General features: G+C 68.0%; 16 protein-coding genes and 4 pseudogenes. 7 read left to right on the top strand and 13 right to left on the bottom strand.

Features of this window, described 5'->3' with window-relative positions:
- Positions 1 to 347: 347 nt before the first annotated feature.
- Together ACTWPT_RS46725 and ACTWPT_RS46720 are read left to right on the top strand one after the other, a co-directional pair.
- Positions 348 to 434: pseudogene (locus ACTWPT_RS46725) on the top strand (hypothetical protein); the annotation flags it as partial.
- Between the two features lie 49 nt (positions 435 to 483).
- Positions 484 to 895: pseudogene (locus tag ACTWPT_RS46720) on the top strand (Tn3 family transposase); the annotation flags it as partial.
- Positions 896 to 995: 100 nt separating this feature from the next.
- Here the strand turns inward: ACTWPT_RS46720 and ACTWPT_RS46715 are convergent.
- Positions 996 to 1,580: a DinB family protein gene (locus tag ACTWPT_RS46715; RefSeq protein ID WP_443183998.1), complete on the bottom strand. Its 585-nt coding sequence runs from the start codon at positions 1,578 to 1,580 to the stop codon at positions 996 to 998.
- 27 nt (positions 1,581 to 1,607) lie between these two features.
- On the opposite strand from ACTWPT_RS46715, the gene ACTWPT_RS46710 reads away from it, so the two are divergent.
- On the top strand, positions 1,608 to 2,579 hold the full coding sequence (locus ACTWPT_RS46710) for a recombinase family protein (RefSeq protein WP_443183997.1): 972 nt from the start codon (positions 1,608 to 1,610) through the stop codon (positions 2,577 to 2,579).
- A gap of 57 nt (positions 2,580 to 2,636) precedes the next feature.
- Here the strand turns inward: ACTWPT_RS46710 and ACTWPT_RS46705 are convergent, their stop codons facing one another.
- From ACTWPT_RS46705 to ACTWPT_RS46685, 5 genes are all read right to left on the bottom strand, one after another.
- A complete protein-coding gene (locus ACTWPT_RS46705; protein WP_443183996.1) occupies positions 2,637 to 3,122 on the bottom strand; it encodes an NmrA family NAD(P)-binding protein in 486 nt (161 codons plus the stop codon).
- Between the two features lie 338 nt (positions 3,123 to 3,460).
- Entirely contained in the window at positions 3,461 to 3,985 is a 525-nt protein-coding gene (locus ACTWPT_RS46700; protein ID WP_443183995.1) for a helix-turn-helix domain-containing protein, read from the bottom strand.
- Between the two features lie 352 nt (positions 3,986 to 4,337).
- The gene (locus ACTWPT_RS46695; protein ID WP_443183994.1) at positions 4,338 to 5,066 is read right to left on the bottom strand and encodes an SDR family NAD(P)-dependent oxidoreductase; all 729 of its coding nucleotides are present in this window, start codon (positions 5,064 to 5,066) and stop codon (positions 4,338 to 4,340) included.
- The gene (locus ACTWPT_RS46690) at positions 5,008 to 5,541 is read right to left on the bottom strand and encodes a Tn3 family transposase (protein ID WP_443183993.1); all 534 of its coding nucleotides are present in this window, start codon (positions 5,539 to 5,541) and stop codon (positions 5,008 to 5,010) included. Before ACTWPT_RS46690 ends, ACTWPT_RS46695 begins: the two co-directional genes overlap by 59 nt.
- A 244-nt stretch (positions 5,542 to 5,785) precedes the next feature.
- Entirely contained in the window at positions 5,786 to 6,283 is a 498-nt protein-coding gene (locus ACTWPT_RS46685) for a winged helix-turn-helix transcriptional regulator (protein WP_443183992.1), read from the bottom strand.
- A gap of 74 nt (positions 6,284 to 6,357) precedes the next feature.
- Between ACTWPT_RS46685 and ACTWPT_RS46680 the strand changes: the two genes are divergently transcribed.
- Complete coding sequence (locus ACTWPT_RS46680; RefSeq protein WP_443183991.1) at positions 6,358 to 6,954, top strand: dihydrofolate reductase family protein; 597 nt, start codon at positions 6,358 to 6,360, stop codon at positions 6,952 to 6,954.
- Positions 6,948 to 7,757, top strand: coding sequence for an MBL fold metallo-hydrolase (locus tag ACTWPT_RS46675; protein WP_443183990.1), 810 nt, complete (start codon positions 6,948 to 6,950; stop codon positions 7,755 to 7,757). Before ACTWPT_RS46680 ends, ACTWPT_RS46675 begins: the two co-directional genes overlap by 7 nt.
- A gap of 189 nt (positions 7,758 to 7,946) precedes the next feature.
- Here ACTWPT_RS46675 and ACTWPT_RS46670 read toward each other — a convergent pair whose 3' ends face one another.
- The 3 genes and pseudogenes from ACTWPT_RS46670 to ACTWPT_RS46660 all read right to left on the bottom strand — a co-directional run bounded on the left by ACTWPT_RS46670 (position 7,947) and on the right by ACTWPT_RS46660 (position 11,287).
- Positions 7,947 to 8,456, bottom strand: a complete 510-nt coding sequence (locus ACTWPT_RS46670; protein ID WP_443183989.1) for a recombinase family protein — start codon at positions 8,454 to 8,456, stop codon at positions 7,947 to 7,949.
- A 304-nt stretch (positions 8,457 to 8,760) separates the two neighbouring features.
- Positions 8,761 to 8,925 (bottom strand): annotated as a pseudogene (locus tag ACTWPT_RS46665) (Tn3 family transposase); the annotation flags it as partial.
- Between the two features lie 1,462 nt (positions 8,926 to 10,387).
- Positions 10,388 to 11,287, bottom strand: coding sequence for an MmyB family transcriptional regulator (locus ACTWPT_RS46660; RefSeq protein WP_443183988.1), 900 nt, complete (start codon positions 11,285 to 11,287; stop codon positions 10,388 to 10,390).
- A gap of 274 nt (positions 11,288 to 11,561) precedes the next feature.
- On the opposite strand from ACTWPT_RS46660, the gene ACTWPT_RS46655 reads away from it, so the two are divergent.
- Positions 11,562 to 12,392: an SDR family oxidoreductase gene (locus tag ACTWPT_RS46655; RefSeq protein ID WP_443183987.1), complete on the top strand. Its 831-nt coding sequence runs from the start codon at positions 11,562 to 11,564 to the stop codon at positions 12,390 to 12,392.
- Between the two features lie 242 nt (positions 12,393 to 12,634).
- A pseudogene (locus ACTWPT_RS46650) lies at positions 12,635 to 13,267 on the top strand (GlxA family transcriptional regulator); the annotation flags it as partial.
- 212 nt (positions 13,268 to 13,479) lie between these two features.
- On the opposite strand, the gene ACTWPT_RS46645 reads toward ACTWPT_RS46650, so the two are convergent.
- The 4 genes from ACTWPT_RS46645 to ACTWPT_RS46630 all read right to left on the bottom strand — a co-directional run bounded on the left by ACTWPT_RS46645 (position 13,480) and on the right by ACTWPT_RS46630 (position 16,829).
- Entirely contained in the window at positions 13,480 to 14,178 is a 699-nt protein-coding gene (locus ACTWPT_RS46645) for an SDR family oxidoreductase (RefSeq protein WP_443183986.1), read from the bottom strand.
- 196 nt (positions 14,179 to 14,374) lie between these two features.
- On the bottom strand, positions 14,375 to 14,500 hold the full coding sequence (locus tag ACTWPT_RS46640) for a hypothetical protein (RefSeq protein ID WP_443183985.1): 126 nt from the start codon (positions 14,498 to 14,500) through the stop codon (positions 14,375 to 14,377).
- A gap of 295 nt (positions 14,501 to 14,795) precedes the next feature.
- Positions 14,796 to 15,794 carry an NADP-dependent oxidoreductase gene (locus tag ACTWPT_RS46635; protein WP_443183984.1) on the bottom strand — a complete coding sequence of 333 codons (999 nt, stop codon included), beginning with the start codon at positions 15,792 to 15,794 and terminating at the stop codon, positions 14,796 to 14,798.
- A gap of 204 nt (positions 15,795 to 15,998) precedes the next feature.
- Positions 15,999 to 16,829, bottom strand: coding sequence for an enoyl-CoA hydratase/isomerase family protein (locus tag ACTWPT_RS46630; protein ID WP_443183983.1), 831 nt, complete (start codon positions 16,827 to 16,829; stop codon positions 15,999 to 16,001).
- Positions 16,830 to 17,182: the final 353 nt, after the last annotated feature.

The following is a 17,182-nucleotide window of genomic DNA, read 5'->3' as shown; positions in this document are numbered from 1 at the left end:
CCATGCCAGCCACCGCGAGCAGGGCAGCATGATCCGCCGCTACATCGCCTGGCGAAACCGCAACACCGACAACCCCCGCCTACGGAAGATCGTCAACAGGGCGAACGTGGCCTGACGCGGCACTAGCGACGCAGGCATCTGTGTGCTCGCCGCACTGCCCCTTCCGACGTACTTCTCCCCTCCTGAAAGATTGAGCCGTTCTGAAGGACTTAGCCTTTCCGAAGAGGTGAGCCGAACGGCGATCCAGCCGCGTCCCTGGCCGCCGGGCACGTCCCTCGGGACGCGCCCGGCGGCGGGGTTCGGCGGAAGATCCCTTATCAGGGTCGGGCACCGATAGCTTCACGCTCATGCCAGTGGAGTTCCTGACCGACGAACAAGCGGCGTCGTACGGCAAGTTCTTCCAGGAGCCGACCCGGCCGGAGCTGGAGCGGTTCTTCTTCTTGGACGACGAGGACCGCAAGCTGATCGCGAAGCGGCGCGGGGGCCACAGTCGACCCGGTCGACGGCACCTACCGGAGGCAGATGAACCGGCAGCTCACCGTCCAGGAATCCCGCCACAAGCTGGCCCGGGACGTGTGCCACGGCAAGCGCGGCACCATCCACTAGGCGTACCGGGACGGCATGGAGGACCAGCTCGGCTCGCTCGGCCTGGTCCTCAACGCGATCGTGCTCTGGACGACCCGTTACATCGACGCCGCCGTCGCCCAGCTCCAGGCCGAGGGCCACGAGATCCGCGAGGAGGACATCACCCGGCTCTCCCCCGCTCAAGCACCGCAACCTGAACCTGCTCGGCCGCTACAGCTTCACCGCCTCGACCCCGGCCGCCGGCGCCCTGCGCCCGCTGCGCGACCCGGACGCGCCCGAGCTGGACGAGGACGACGAAGGCGTGGACTGAACGCCCACATCGGGTGGCGCGGGCATATCAGGTGGCCGGGGTGCTCGGAAATCGCAAGCGCCGGTAGGGGAGCTGATGTCAGGCTGCCTGGTATGTCTAACTAAGCCTTGATTGGTGCGGCCGTCCTGGCGGCCTGCTCGATCTTCGCGCAGTAGGCTGCACGGGCTTCCTCGTCGATCTGCTTCTCGTATTCGGCGCGCAACCCGGTCCGGCCGTCGAGGCCCTCGCGCAGGATATCGGCGTGCCCGGCATGCCGGATGGACTCGCCGAGGACATGGACCATGATGGCGAACAGGTTCGTGTCGGCATAAGGCTCCGGCCACCACGGCACGTGGCCGGGGGCGTCGAGGGGAAGCTCGTTGATCGTCGCGTCCGAGTGTTCCCACGTGCGCCGGTAGAACCCGATGATCTGATCGCGGGTCTCGTCCTCGGTCGCCCACAGATCGCTGCCGTTGGAGTCCTGCCACCGGGGCAGCGGTTCCGGGGAAGGGCGGTCGAAGACCTCGCCGAAGTACCTGGCCTCGACGGTGGCCACGTGTTTGACCAGGCCGAGGAGGTTGGTCCCGGTCGCTGTCAAAGGTCGGCGGGCGTCGTATTCGGACAAGCCGTCGAGTTTCCAGAGCAGCGCCTTGCGATCCCGCCGCAGTCTCCCGTGCAGGTTGTCCTTCGCGAATTCATCGATCATGCGGCATGAGCCTGCCATGGGCTGCTCATGGTCTCAAGTTCCCGTACGTGGTCCGCAACGACTGGCAGAGCCGAGGCCTGGCCATGGCCGCCGTTGTTCACACTCACGGACGGCACTGCCTCGGGGCGAAGAGCGGGCGCCGTCGCCGGCCTCTGGCGGCGGCGAGGGCGTAAGGCCGAACGGGGCGGCGGGAAACGGGCAGGCTGGACACCCTCACCAGGGTTCAACCCTGCGACCGAGGATCGAACCCTGCCGGGCGACACCGTGCACATCTCCGAGATGTTCCGCCTCGTACGCGGCACCGGGCACATCCTCGACGTGCTCGACGTCCTCCACCGCGACCAGGTGGCGCTGCGCATCCACGACGGCGCGTTCTCCGCGATGGACCTCACCGCCCGTCACCCGCGCACCGGGGAGTTGCTGTCCACCGTGAAGTTCATGGTGCAGACCCTCGCCGCCGCCGGTGAACTCCAGCGCGACCTCCAGCGCGAGCTGACCTACGACGGACTGCGAGCCGCCGAGGCCAAGGGCAGCAAGGGCGGGCGCCGCCCCGCCGTGGCGGCCGAGAAGACCGGCGACGTCCGCACCGCGTACCTGGAGGGCCGCTCGATCGCTGCCCTCGCCCGCGACCACGGCGTCAGCCGCGGCGCGATCCGCACGGCGGTCGCCGACCTCATGCCCGACCACAACGCCATCTCGCAGGAGGACACCCCCGCTCCGGAGCTGCCGGTCGCCCTCGACATGCCGGGCAAGGTCGCGGACTTCCTCCGCGCGTCCGACCTGGAGCCCGCCGAGCGGGCCGCGCTCGACCAAGGGGTGACCGTACGGCGCGGCCAGGGCTACAGCCTGCGCATCACGGCCGTGCCAGGGGTCCACCGCCAGCTACTCGCCCGCTGCCAACCGCTCGACGGCGGCCAGGGCGTCCCTACCGTCCCTGCCCAGCGCAAAGCCCGGCGCGAGTACGAGAACCGCGTCACCGGCCTCGGAGTTCCGGACTGAACAAGATCACCGGCTTACCGTTAACCGTTGTACCGATGTTCCCCGAGGCCGTATCCGTCAGGCCGACGCCGCGCCGAAGGCGGCGGCGTGGTCGGCGACCCACTGCGCGTAGGTGAAGGGCGGTCGGCCGGTGACCTGTTCGACCGTCGGCAGGACCTCCGCGGTCTTGCCGATTCTCGCGGTGAGCGCGTCGACGTAATCGTCGATCCCCGGAGCGGGCATGCCGAGGCGGGCCATCTGATCCCGGAACCAGTCCTCGGACTGCTCCTCCCACCGCAACGGCCGCCCGATGGTCTCCGCGATGATGCGCAGGCGGTCGATCTGGGTCAGCGACTGCGGTCCGGTCACCGAATATCCCTCGCCGGCACGCCCATCGAGGAGGCTGCGGACGGCGACCGCGGCGATGTCGCGTGGGTCGACCGGGGCCGTCGCGGCGTTGCCGCTGGGGTTACGGGTCAGGACGCGGACCTTCTCACCCGCCTCCAGAAGTTGGCGGACGATGTCGGAACCGACGTTTCCGGTGGCACCGGTTACCAGGATCATGGTTGAGATCTCCTTAGTTTCTTTCTCTTCGTGTGAGACGGGGTTCGGTCGGTGACGATCGCGTCACTCGACCAGCCGCCCGGTGGATTCGACACAGCGGTGCGGGCCGGCGTCTTGTGGTCGAGCAGGAGTCGAGAGTGAACAGGCAGAGCCAGGTTTGAACGAGCGCAGGGATGCAACGACGGGCACAGCCGAGCTGGTGGTGGCCGGATCGACTACGCCACCGAGGCGACCGAGACATTCCTCGCCCACCGCAGGCCTCGCTGTAGTCCTGGGAAATTTCCAACGGATTTGCCTGACCTGCGACGATATACGCCCCCTGTGACTGTCGTCTCGATTCACTTACGGTGCTGCGCAAGGCGGGATGGTGGGAGTTCAGTTCGAGGCTTGGAGAAAAGGACATCCGCCAGCAATGTGGTCGGCGGCGCCCCCACCGCGTGCCGGAACTCGGCGAGCAGGTGTGACTGGTCGTAGCAGCCGCTGCGCACGGCGATGGCGGCCCAGTTCGGGTGCTCGCCCTTGGCCACCGCAGCGTGCGCGTCGGCGAGCGCTTGGTGCAGCCGCACCACGCGTGCGTAGGACTTGAGCCGCAGCCCGACCGCCGCCCCGAAACGCCGCCGAAGTTGCCGTTCGGACAACCCAGCCTGAGCGGCATGCCGGTCGACTGGCGCACCCGGCGCCGCGTGCCTGGCCGCCAGCGCGATGCGCACCCGCTCGTCGACCTGGCATTGCCCAGCCCGCGCCCGCACCAGTGCCAGCGCCCCTGCCAGCCGCTCAGTCACCGACCCGTCCAGTTGCCCGACCTCGATGGGCGCCCCGGCCAGCGGCACCTCGTCGGCCGCAACCCCGAACAGCCCAGTCACCGTCCCGGTCGCAGCCGCACCCCAACCAGGGACCCGCCCTTGGGCAGCGTCCCCTGCCGAGCGCGCGTCTCCGGCCCGGCCAGCCAGCACGCCCCATCAGGCATGACTAGCAGGTCGACGGCAGGCTGCGGTAACCCTCTTGGCACCGCGTTCGCCGTCGAGCACCCGGTTTGCGGCCACCAGGTGTGCCAGGTCGGCGGGGACAGGCAATGCGGTCACCCGTGCAGTCAACCCGGAGACCGCCGCGTCCGTCAGCGATTGACCGGACGGAGAACGCGGGACAGGCGCCGCAGGATCGAGCCGACCACAATCTCCCCGAACTCACCCCCTTCGCGCACCCTTCTGGGATGTTTTACCAGGCGATGGGGCCGAGGCGATCGATGAAGATCCCGGTCGGCCCGTCAGAGGCGAGCGTCGCGAGCTCGATGATCGGATCACTGCCCTCGGTGACCGTCAGCTCGCCCGTGTGGATGTTCATGTCGGTGGCGGTGAACCTGCCGTTGGCGACCTCGCCGGGGGTCACGGCGTTGAACTTGATGGCCGGCAGCGCCTGGGCGTATCGGACGCTGATCATGTTCAGTGCCGCCTTCGACGAGGTGTAGGCGAGTTCGTACATCGTCGAGACGGCTTGCCCGGGGTCAGTCACGACCGCGATAGACCCCCCGGCACCGGTGACCATCACCACCCGCGGGTTATCGGCCGCCTGTAACAGCGGCAGGAACGCGTGCGTAACCCGGACCGGCCCGTACACATTGGTGTCGTAGACGGCGTGGATGTCCTTGGCCGTCGCGTCCGCCGGGTTGACACCGCCGCCCGGCGTGCCGGCGTTGTTGATCAGCACGTCCATCCGGTCGGTGTGCTCCCGGACTAGCCGCACAGCCCCGGCCACCGACTCCTCCGAGGTCACGTCCAATGGGACCATGATGACGTGTGCGCCCTCGGCGGCCAGCTTCTGCGCGGCGGCCCTTCCCCGGCCCTCGTCGCGTGAGCCGAGGAAGACCCTCCAACCCAGCTCCCCGAGCCTACGCGCCGTCTCGTAGCCCAGGCCTTTGTTCGCTCCAGTGATCAATACTGAGGTCATGTTCTCTCCTGACGTCGTTGTACTTACGACCATGTGACGGTGCCGACCCGATTCCTGTGACGGTGCCGAGGCGTGATGTAAGCCACCGGCGGCGGTTGTCACAAACCGGCGGGATCGGCGTCTTGTGTGCAGGCACCGTCGAGATCAGCGTGGAGGGCCGGCAATGCGTAAGGGCAGGCGCCAGACGGACCGCGCCACCGAGGCGTTCGTCGTCCATCGCAACCTGCTGTTCACCGTCGCCTACGAGATGCCCGGCTCGGCCGCCGATGCCGAAGAGGTCGGTGGGCTTGAGCAGCTTGGCCCACTCCGGATCGGCCAGGACGTCTTGGCGCATCAGGGTGTTGATGTACACGAGTGCGGCCTGCAGGATCCGCAGGCACAAGACGGTCATCTCCAGTTCCTCGCGCCGGTTGGTGGAGATGTCGCCGCCCTTGTCGTAGAGGATCACCGAGTTTGCGCCGTTGGAGGACTCCACCACGTCGGTAAAGCGGCGCAGGATCGCCTCGGTGGAGGCGGTGCCCCGGCCACCGCGTCTTGCACCACCTCGTCAGCAACCAGGGGATCCGGCAAGGTCCGAGTTCAAAACGGCTCTGGGGCGTTGCGGAGTCATCCGACGTCGGGCAGGCAGTGCGTCTGTCCCATGGCGGCGACGTCGTGTGCGCGGTGACGGCAAGCCATCGGAGCCCAAGAAGGTCAGGGCGGGGGCCGTTCCGTCACCGTTAATCGACGTGTTCTTGCTCGGCGGCCGCGGCGTAGGCGGCGTCGAGGCGCTCGAACGGGCCTGGACCGTCGTGCGGCTTCGGCGGGGCGCCGAGGTGGCGGACGCGAAGCTCGTCCATGAGCTCCTCGATGAACGCCGGACCCTCATCGCGCATGAGCTGCGGTCGGCTCCGGAGCTCGTCGCTGCCCGGGCGCCAGTCGAGGCCCCAGTTGCCGAGGGCGTAGATGATCGGAAGAGTCTGGATACCAGCTTCAGTGAGGCTGTAGCGAGCGCGCTGCCCCCGCACGGCGGTGCCGCGGGTGAGTATCCCTGCGTCGACGAGCCGCACGAGGCGGTCGGCGAGGATGTTCGAAGCGATGCCCTCGATCGACCCGGTGAGCAGCGCCCGAAAGTAGCGGCGGTCGCCGAAGATGACGTCGCGAAGCACAAGCAACGACCAGCGATCTCCGAGCACCTCGACGGCGGCGTTGATCGGACACCCGGACCGTGGTTCCACGATTCCTCCTTGACAGGTATTTCGTCCTACATGTAGTAGTTGCAGAATACAATCACTCTTGGGAAGAGGAGATGATGGGCCGCTTCGTTTACTCGATGCAGGTGTCCCTCGACCTGCGGATCGAGCAAGTTCCGGGGGACAACGGTGCTGGCGAGTGGCTGCGCATCGGCGAGGAGCTGCACCGCGAGGCTAATGCGCAGACGCGGGCGCTCGCGCTCATGGTCCATGGTCGGGTCATCTACGAGACGATGGAGGAGTGCTGGCCACGGGCGCGCGAGGACGCGTCGCTGCCGGACTACATGCGTGAGTACGGCGAGATCTGGACCGCCAAGCCCAAGGTGCTCGTCTCCCGCACCCGCCACGGCGCTGATCACAACACCCGGATCATCGGCGGAGACGATGCGATCGAGCAACTCGCCGCCCTGCGGGCCGGGACCGACGGCAGCATCAGTGTGGGCGGCGCGGCGCTCGCCACGCAGCTGCTCCGGGCGGGGCTGCTCGACGAGCTGCTGCTCTGGACCCACCCGGCAATCCTCGGCTTCGGCAGGCCGCTGTTCGACGACTACGACGTGCCGATCGAGCTCGACCTGCTCGAGCAGCGATCGTTCGAGCAGGGCGTCACGATGCATCGTTACACCATCCGGGATGCAAAGGAGGCGAGCTCGTGCTGAGGCAGGTCGCGGAGGGTGTGCTGGTCCACGAGAGCGAGTTCGTGCAGACCAATACCGTTGTGGTGCAGGGCCGGGCCGGTGTGTTGCTCATCGACCCCGGGATAACGGGCGACGAAATGGTCGCCATCGCGAACGACCTTCGTAAGTTGGGCCAGTCCGTTGTGGCAGGCTTCTCGACGCATCCTGATTGGGATCACGTGCTCTGGCACGCCAAGCTCGGCGAGGCGCCCCGTTACGGTACAGCCCGCTGCGCGGCTTATATGCGAGATCTGCTGTCGGACGCAGGTGCGAAGGCTCGCATCGCCGCCAGCCTGCTCGAGACGGAAATCGCCGGGCGGGTACCGCTGGACCTGCTCGGCCTCATTGCCGGCCTGCCCGCCGGAACTGCGCAGATTCCTTGGGATGGCCCTCAAGTCCGGATCATCGAGCATCAAGCGCATGCACCGGGCCACGCGGCGCTGTTCATCGAGGAACGCGGGGTTCTCATCGCCGGCGACATGCTTTCTGATGTCCTGGTCCCGATGCTCGACGACGGAGACCTCGCCACCGCGATCGAGGAGTACCTCACCGCGCTGCGGCTGCTGGAGGGCGTGGCGGGTGACGTCGATGTCGTCGTCCCGGGCCACGGATCCGTCGGCGGATCCGACCAGATGCAGGCACGGATCGACCAGGATCGGGCGTACGTACTCGCGTTGCGGAACGGCCAAGTCCCCGCCGACCCACGGGTCGGCCCATCGGCCAAGCCTGGCTGGGAGTGGGTGAGCGACATACACGAAGGGCAACTCCGGCGCCTCGCCCAATGAAGCGAGCGCGACGGGGCGCCCGGCTAGCGATCGGTGTGCGACACAGCCAGCACGCGCGGGTCGCCGGTCGGGATCTGGGGCAGCGGCACGACGTTCTCCAGGGTGGTCGGGCTGGTCAGCGGGGGTTGCCCTCTGCGGCGGCGAGCTGGGCGTCTGCGGGGGTCTTGTGGACGACGCCGACGGAGACCTTCACTCCGGCGGCGATGGTGCGGATGGATTCGCCGCGCTTGCGGCGGTCGAGGATCGCGGCGCGTTTGTCGTCGTCGACAACGGTCGGCGGCCGCCGACCCGGCCGCGTGCGCGGGCGGCGTCCAGACCGTTCTTGGTCTTGCGGATGATGTCGCGGCGCCGGTCCTCGGCCAGGGCGAGCGCGATGTCGAGGATCAGGGGGCGTTCGGTGTGCTCGCCGGCCGCGATGCCTTCCAGGACCTTGACGCCGATGCCTTGCTGGAACAGGTCGTTGAGGACGATCAGCCCTTCCAGGAGGTTGCGGCCGAGCCGGTCGACCTCTTGGACGGTCAGCAGGTCGCCCTCGCGGATGTAGCCCAGCACGTTCAGGAGGTCTGGCCGGTCGTCGGTGGCGAGCTTGCCGCTGGTCTTCTCCTCGAAGACCTTCAAGCAGATCAGGTCGAGGGCGTCGTGCTGCCGCTGCGTGTTCTGCTTGTCGGTGCTGACTCGGACCAGGCCGATGAGCGCCATCAAGAGCGCCTTTCGTTCATCAACGTGGCGTGTGAGATAGCTGAACACTGATGAACGGCCAGACGAACGATTCTGCGAGACGGGCGGCTCTCTCGGACGTGCTCTCGCCTGCGTTCGCCAGACGTTCGTTAGATGAACGCCCGGGAGCGCCGTTGGCGGGTCAGATTTCGTCGGCGTCCTCGGCGGCGTCCGGGTCGTGGAGTTCGCGGATGGTGCCAGGGGCGAGGTCGGGCAGGGCGAAGGTGTAGGTGCCATGGACGCCCAAGTGAGAGTGGACGAGCGGCGAGAGCCGGCTCATGTCCTCCTCCCGCACCGGGTAGCTCTGGGCTTTCAGCTGGCGGACGGCGGCGTCCAGGTAGACGGTCGTCCAGAGGGTGGCGCAGTTGAGGACGAGGCCGAACGCGCCAAGTTGGTTCTCCAGGCCGCGTTCGTAGTGGTGGTAGAGCTCGCCCTTCTTCCCGTGGCAGATCTTGCGGGCCAGGGAGTGGCGGTTCTCCTGCAGGTTGCGGATGTCCTTGATGTCGCGGCGCTAAGTCTCGTCCACGTCGATGAACTGGAGGATGTGCGCAGGTCGCCCTGGGCGGCGGCGCCCATCGCCGCGCCCTAGGCAGGGCCGATCGCGGCGGCGACGGTCGCCCGGTCCTCCGGCGGCAGGAGCGGGTCGATCAGCGGCGGCTCGACCAGGACGAGCTCTACCCTCATCCCTGTCATCGACCCTCACCCGGTGCAGAGTGTGACCCGCGACCTTGAGCGGTACCTGAAAGAGCACGTCGACGAGATCCTGTTCTTCGTCCGCGCGCCGTCCCGGAAGGTTCATGTGGTGCACCCGCTGCGCCACGCGAAACGACCTGACCCGGATAACATCTTCACCTGCCTGATGCCACGCACGATCATGGCCTGTGGGCGAACGTACCGGCTCCAGTGCGACGGCGGGGACGCCCTGCCGGTCGAAGAGTTCCACGACGAGGACCTGTGCTGGAGCTGCCACCTCGCGCTCGGCTCCCAATCAGCGCGCGCTTACCAGCACCCTCAGCCAGCCGACTCAGCTTTCTCGCCCACGCAACATCCGCGGACAGCGTGCGCCTTCGGGCAGGACCGCCGCCAGGCTCCTGCCACAGAGCAGGCCGCCAGCCAAGATCCGCATCGGCCCTCAACCACCGCTCATCCCGGGAGAACCGACATGCCATCCGCCCCGACGAGGATCTACCCCTACTGGCCTCTGCGTCATGTCGCCACACCTCCCATTGAATGGGAGGCCCGCCGCGCCGACGGCGGAATCACCGGCCGCCTTCGCGGCTGGACGCTCCACGTCGCCACCGCTCCACAAGTGCCGTGCTCGTAGACCATCACCAGCCCTAACGGTGAGTCATATGGGCGCGCGGCAGCGGCAGCACCCTCGAAGCCGCCCAGGCGTTCGCCGCCGAACGCATGGCCGCGGCGGCCGGCAGCGGGGAGTGGCGCACTCCGCTGGTGCAGTCCGAGCAGGGCTGGGTGGTCGCCACCACATACACCTACACCGCCGCCAACGGTTCGATGGCCGGCCCCGACACCTACGCCCCCGGCGTCATCCTGGAACTGACCCGCGGACCGTCATCGGAGCCATGCCGTCACCCCGACGACGGCGCGCAATTCCCCTCCATTCAGCACGTCGAGGATCACTTTGGTAGACATCGGCGGGTACGCGCTTGCCGAGCCTCGGCCATGATGAGGCATCCATGTCCACTGTGTTCGTGGCCGGCCTGGATGTGTTCCTCGATCGGCGGCAGGTTGTCCTACGCGCCGGCGATGAGGATGATCTTGCTCATCGAGACACTGTTCCTCGGGGGCTGCACCGGCAGGGTGGGGACGGCTGTCGGATCGCGGTGCCCGCACCGGCTCGCCGCCGTGGAAACCCGAAGCGGGAGATGTGGCGGGGACCTGTCCCGGTGGGTTCAGCCGACCGGTGTTGTCGCGTCCGTTCCCCAGCTGGCAAGTAGCCGCAGGGCCGTGGCGGACTCGGAGCCCGGTTCCGCGTGGTACGCGACCAGCACCTGGTCAGGGTTGTCGGGTAGGGGGAACATCTCGTACGAAAGGGTGAGTTCACCCACCAGCGGATGGTTCATCCGCAGCACACCATGGCTCTTGCGACGCACCTCGTGCGCGGCCCACAAGCGGCGGAACTCCTCGCTGCGCACCGACAGTTCGCCCACCAGCGAGGCGAGCTGCGGATCTTCGGGATGGCTGCCGGCGTGCATGCGCAGCAGTCCGGCGATACCGCTCGCCTTGGGCTCCCAGTCGATGAACACCTCACGCATGCCGGGCGAGAGGAAGATCAGCCGACCCCAGTTGCGTTCCTCGGGCGGTAGCTCGGCCCAGTTGCCGAACAGCGCGGCGGCCGGCCGGTTCCAGCCGAGGATGTCCATGCGGAATCCGTACACGTACGCGGGTATGTCCGTCATCGTGTCGAGAAGCTGCTGGATGGCGGGGCGCAACCGTTGGGTCCGCGGTGACGGTTTGTTCGCCCGCTGCCGTGTGGGCTTGGCCAGGTGTGTCAGGTAGGCATGCTCGGTTTCGGTCAGCCGCAGGGCGCGGGCGATGGAGTCCAGGATCTCCACCGACACGTTGGCGCTGTTGCCCTGTTCGAGCTGGGTGTAGTACGAGGCCGACACGCCCGCCACCTGTGCCAGCTCCTCTCGGCGTAGCCCGGGCACCCGCCGTCGCCGTCCGTAGTCGGGCAGGCCGACGTCGGCGGGCTTGAGCCGGGCCCGGCGGCTGCGCAGGAATTCGCTGAGCTCGGCACGCCTATCGAGGCCGGCAGCCGACCCATCTCCGGAGGGAGTGAGGCTTGGCATGCTGTCCAGTTTGCCCCATCCGCAACCACCGTGCCTGCCACTGCCAGCAGTAGGAAAACGGAAGGTAGTCAAAGCAGCGGATGGCTGTTCCCGGGCACGAACGGCAGGCTTGGCGATGTCCCGGCCGGAACGGGAACCAGCGCCGATCAGCACGGTGCCTGAGTGATCTCACGTTGGGACCGCATCACGCGGCCGTCCGGCTTCTTTCCCATCAGCACCTCGGGCAGACGCGCTGTCGCGGCCTGCCCGGCCAGTTTTCTTCTAGGAGCTCTTGATGTCTCGTACCTGGTTTATCACCGGAACCTCGCGAGGATTCGGCCGCGTCTGGGCCGAGGCCGCGCTCGGCCGGGGTGACAAGGTGGCCGCCACCGCCCGCAACGTCGCCACCCTCACCGACCTCGTCGACCGCTACGGCGACAACGTCCTGCCGATCGCGCTCGACGTCACCGACAAGTCCGCCGTGGACCTGGCCGTGAAGACGGCCCACGACCACTTCGGGCGGCTGGACGTCGTCATCAACAACGCGGGATACGGTCTGTTCACCATGGCCGAGGAGGTCACCGAGCAGCAGGCGCGCGACCAGTTCGAGACCAACGTCTTCGGCGCTCTGTGGGTGACCCAGGCTGTCCTGCCGTATCTGCGCCAGCAGGGCTCGGGCCACATCATCCAGGTCTCCTCCATCGGCGGGCTGCGCGCGTTCCCCGGTGTCGGTATCTACAACGCGTCCAAGTGGGCGCTGGAAGGGATGAGCCAGGCTCTCGCCGGCGAGGTCCGCGGTTTCGGCATCAAGGTCACGATTGTCGAGCCGACCGGCTACGCCACGGACTGGGGCGGGAGTTCGGCGGTGCGCGCCGAGCATCTGCCCGTCTACGACGGTGTGCGCGAGGCCGTGGCCGCGTTCTGGAGCGGGGTGACCCCTGGCGACCCGCAGGCGACCGCCCCAGCCATCCTCCAGGTCGTCGATGCCGAGGAACCGCCGCTGCGGATCTTCCTCGGCGCAGGCCTGCTCGACTGGATGCGTGAGGAGTACGCGCAGCGCATCGCGACCTGGGAGGAGTGGAATCACGTCTCGGAAGCGGCCATGGGCAGCCGCCCCGCTGCTTGACCCGGGCCTCGCTCGACCACAGGAGCGTGGACCGGCCGCGCTCCAGCGGCCGGAGGATCACCGGCCTCCCCGCGGCGGGGGCCTGCCAGCGGCGCACGGCTGTCCCCGGACGGGAGCGAGAGCACGGACCTCGCCGAGCCGGCCCGGTCCACCGTCGCGGCGCCCGTGCTGGCGGCCGAGGAAGCCGTCGCCGCGGAGACGCCACCGAGCGGCCGCCTTTCGCTGGCCGTCAACGGCGAGGCCTCGCGGCCGCAGGGCTCCTCAACGGCCGGCCGGCCACCACGCACTGGGTGGTCGCGGACCTCTTCCGCGACTGCTTCCCGCAGGTGGCACTGGACCCGGACGTCCTGTTCATCGATGACAGGGACGTGGTGACCTCGGCCGGCGCCGCCTCCGGGCTCGACGTCTGCCTGCACCTCGTACGCAGAGACCATGGCAGCGAGGTCGCCAACCGGGTGGCGCGCATGTGCGTCGTCCCCCCATGGCGGGACGGAGGACAGGCGCAGTACATCGAGCAGCCGGTGCCAGAGACCACTGCGAACGGAACGGCCGCCGCTCGCCAGTGGGCGTTGGAGAACCTCCACCAGCCGCTGACCCTGTCGGACCTCGCCAAGCAGTCCCACATGAGCCTGCGCACCTTCGCCCGACGCTTCAATGAAGAGGTGGGCATGAGCCCGGGACGCTGGCTGATCCAGCAGCGCCTCGCCCGGGCACGGCACCTCCTGGAATCCACCGACCTGCCGGTGGACGAGATCGCCGGGCAGGTCGGCTTCGCCGCCGACACGTCGCTACGACAGCATCTGCACGCCGCCATCGGCGTCTCACCGCTTGCCTACCGCCGCACCTTCCGGGGCGCTCTGTCACCGAATCGCTAAGCATCACCGCAGGCCGTGACCGAGGCCGAGCGGCGCCGCGGGATCGGCGCGGTGCTGCTCAAGTGCTGCAGACAGGTCTACGTTCACTGCGGCTGTCTGCTGCTGTAGGGGCGATACCGCCCACCCCGCACTGGGCGGTTGGACATGGCAAGCGCCTGGCCTTGGGCGCCCTGGCGTCGGTGGTCAGGGTCGCCCAAGGCTGAGCATGGCCCTCAGGGCAGCTGTGGGTAGAGCGCTGAGACGCCTGCGGCCAGCGCGGACTGCGCCTGGCGGCTGACGTTGTCCGCGAGGATTTCGTATGCGCCGGCGGTGATGCCGTCGACGGCGATCCGGGCGATGTCGGCGGGGTCGGACTTCGGTGCGGTGACAGTGCTGGCCATGTCGGTGTCCATGTAGCCGACATGCAGTCCGGCCACTCGGATGCCCTGGCCGGCGAGTTGCAGGCGCAGAGCGTTGGTGAGCGACCACTGCGCGGATTTGGCGGCGCAGTAGGCGCCGATCTCCGGGAAGCTGACCCACGACAGGCCGGACAGGATGTTGAGGATCGCTCCGCCGCCGTTGGCCGCGATCTGGGGCGCGAAGGCCCGAACCACCGAGAGGGTGCCGAAGTAGTGGGTGTCCATCTCCAGGCGGATGTCGTTCAGGTCGCCTGCGAGCAGGTCGCTGCCGGTGGCTGAGCCGGCGTTGTTGATCAGTACGGTCACGTCGCCTGTGGCATGGGCGGCGGCCGCGACGGAGGCGGGGTCGGTGATGTCGAGGGCGATCGGCTCGGCGCCCGGCAGGTCGACCTGGCCGGGGTCGCGGGCGCCGGCGTAGACGGCGGCGCCGCGGCTGAGCAGCTCGGCGGCGAGCGCCCGGCCAAAACCTCGGTTGGCTCCGGTGACAAGGACGGTGCTGGTGGACAGGTCCATGGAAAGCTCCTGGTGAAGTGAGAAAGGCACGTTGATCGGGCCGGCCGGTGTTCTCGGTCAGGACGCAGGTCAAGCCGTTGGGCGCAGCGTCGCCTCACCGGGCTGGAGGTGAGCCTTCATCCGGCGGCACCGGCGGCCGCCCTGCGTTGTCGGGTGCCGGCGTTCGGCTGGGGCGGTCAGGCGGCGAGGAAGTTGGTCACCGCGGGGCTTTGGCGTGCTGGAAGAGGAAGGCGTGGCCGGCGTCGCTGTAGAGGATGAGGGTGGCGTTGTCGAGGTGCTGGACGGCAAGGTTCTTGGCCTTGTCTGCCGCATACGTGCTCATGACATGCTTGTCCTTGTTGTTGGTGTGCCTGGTTGGCGTGATTCATGAGGTCCGACCGCCAGCTCGGTGAGGTGGAGCGATGGTCTGGGGCCGGTTCCGCCTCGCTGTAGTCCGGGGAAACTTCCCACGGCTATGCCAGACCTGCGCTGATGTATCGCTCAGTAGCTGTGGCATCGATTCGCTCAGGACGCCACCGACATCCCGATCAAGCGACCGATGGGGGCACGGGATGACGCTGATCAACTCCACGATGCCCGACCTGTCGTCGCACAGGTTTCCAGCGACAGGTGTTGAGCTAGTCCAGCATGACGACGACCTTTCCCTTGGCGCGCCCCTGGTCGACGTACGCGACCGCTTCGAGCGTCGCGTCGAATGGGAACATCCGGTCAACGATCGGGCGCAGGTGCCCGGCGTCGATGAGCGTGGTGAGCTCTCGCAGCTGCGTTCCGCTGGCCCGCATGAACAAGAACGAGTACCTTACGCCCCGCCGCTTGGCCTGCCGCCGGATGCGGCGGCTGAGCAGGGTCATGGCCATGCGCAGGAACGATGGAGCTCCGATCTCCTTGGCGAAGTCGGGATCCGGCGGGCCACTGATGCCGATCACCAGCCCCCCGGGCTTCACCACCGTCAACGACTTCTCGAGCGTCTCGCCGCCCAGTGAGTCCAGCACGACGTCGTAGCCGGACAGGACCGTGGCGAAGTCCTGTTGCTTGTAGTCGACGACGACGTCAGCGCCAAGGCTCTTCACCCAGTCCACGTTCGCCGTGCTCGTCGTCGTCGCCACGGTCGCACCCAAATACTTGGCGAGCTGGATCGCCATCGTCCCCACACCGCCGGAGCCGGCGTGAATGAGAACCTTCTGGCCGGCTCTCACGTTCGCGCGCTCGACGAGTGCCTGCCATGCGGTCAGGCCGACCAGGGGCACCGCGGCCGCCTCCAGCATGGACAGCGAGGTCGGCTTGAGCGCGATGTCGTCTTGGTCGATCGCGACGAGCTCCGCGAACGTCCCGATGCGATCCTTCCCGGGCCGGGCGTAGACCTCGTCGCCCGCTTTGAACCTTCGCACCGCGGATCCGACGCGCGTGACGACGCCTGCGACGTCGTGCCCGAGCACGAACGGCGGACGGTAGCGCAGGATGAGCTTGAACTCGCCGTCCCGGATCTTCGAGTCCAGCGGGTTGACGCCGGCGGCGCGGACCCGGACCAGGACGTCACCGTCTCCCAGCTCGGGTTCTGGCACCTCGGCAGCCCGAAGGCCGTCCTTGTGGTAGCGCTCGACGATGAAGCCCTTCATGTCCGCCTGCTCCCGTCATTTCGTTCGGCCCGCCGACTTGCAGCGGTATTGAATTACGATCCTACTTTAATTGCGGACATGCACAGCCCGAACCCATCCACCTCGCAACCTCACCCGGGATTACCGTCGTCAACAGACCACGACTACCCCGATCTCCCCTGGGGCGCGGCACCCCGAAGCGGTGAGCGCCGACCAGGCGAGGGGTCAGGCCTGTTGGTTGGCGATGCCGATGTACTCGCCCATCCGGTATTCGAAGTCGAGGCCCTTCTCGGCGACCAACGCCTGGTAGCCGGCCGCGCGCGCGAGGAACCCCGGCAGCGTCAGCGAGTGGGCGAACTCACCGTAGGCCGCGACCAGGTCGAGGTCCGGCGGCAGCGACGCACGGTTGACCATCGACTTGGCGGATGCCAGGGAGGTCTTGTCGAAGGAGGCCAGGCGGGCCGCCATCGAGTCCACGAAGTCGTCGAGCTCGGCGTCCGGCAGGGCCCGTGTGACCCATCCCCAGCGCTCGGCCAGGTCGGCGTCGTAGTCGCTGCTGCTCAAGATGACCTCCAGGGCCCGGTCGCGGCCGACGAGCCGGGGCAGGCGCTCAGTCCCTCCGCCCCCGGGCAGCAGCCCGCCGCCCACCTCGGGCTGGCCGAACATCGCCTTCTCCCGGCTCGCGTAGCGCAGATCGCAGGCCAGGGCGAGCTCGTTGCCGCCGCCGCGGGTGCGACCACGGATGGACGCGATCGTGATGTAGTTGGCCTTCGTCAGCCGCAGCACCATGTCGGTCCAGACCGGCACTGCGTCCTTGCCCTCCGGCGCGGGGAAGTCCGCGGCCGCCGCGAGGTCGAAGTGGTTGAAGAAGAAGTCGGGGACACCGCTCTTGAAGACGACGACCTGGATGTCGGGATCGCCGCCGAGTTCCACGACGAGTTCGTGCAACCTGGTCACGGTCTCGCCGACAAGCAAGTTCACAGGAGGGTTCGAGAACGTGATCGTGGCAATCTTGGGCGTCGGGCGTTCGAGGCTGATCGTGCTGGGCTTGCTCATGGGGCGCTCCAAGCTGTGGTGTTCGTCGGTGGCTCTCAGCGCAGCGCGGTGCCCCGCAACACGTCGAACGAGAGTCGCGCGGCCATGGGGGTCTGCGCTGCGCACTGATAATATTACGGTCATACTATAAGCGTGGGCACTCACGGCCGGGGCCCGTCGAGCACCGCGTACCGTTCGAGATCGGAAACGAGACGACTCAGCGGATCAAGTCGCGGATGTCGCCGACGAGGAGTTCGGGCTGTTCCATGGCGGCGAAGTGACCGCCGCGGTCGAACTCGGTCCAGCGCAAGGATGGTGGCGGCGCGTTGAGCGAGGCTGCGGATGGACTGGAGGTCGTATGGGAAAGCGCGATG

The sequence above is a fragment of the Nonomuraea sp. 3N208 genome, assembly GCF_052245935.1.
GTDB lineage: Bacteria > Actinomycetota > Actinomycetes > Streptosporangiales > Streptosporangiaceae > Nonomuraea.
Note: the sequence above shows the minus strand (reverse complement) of the source record. Positions and strands in the feature narration are given on the sequence as shown.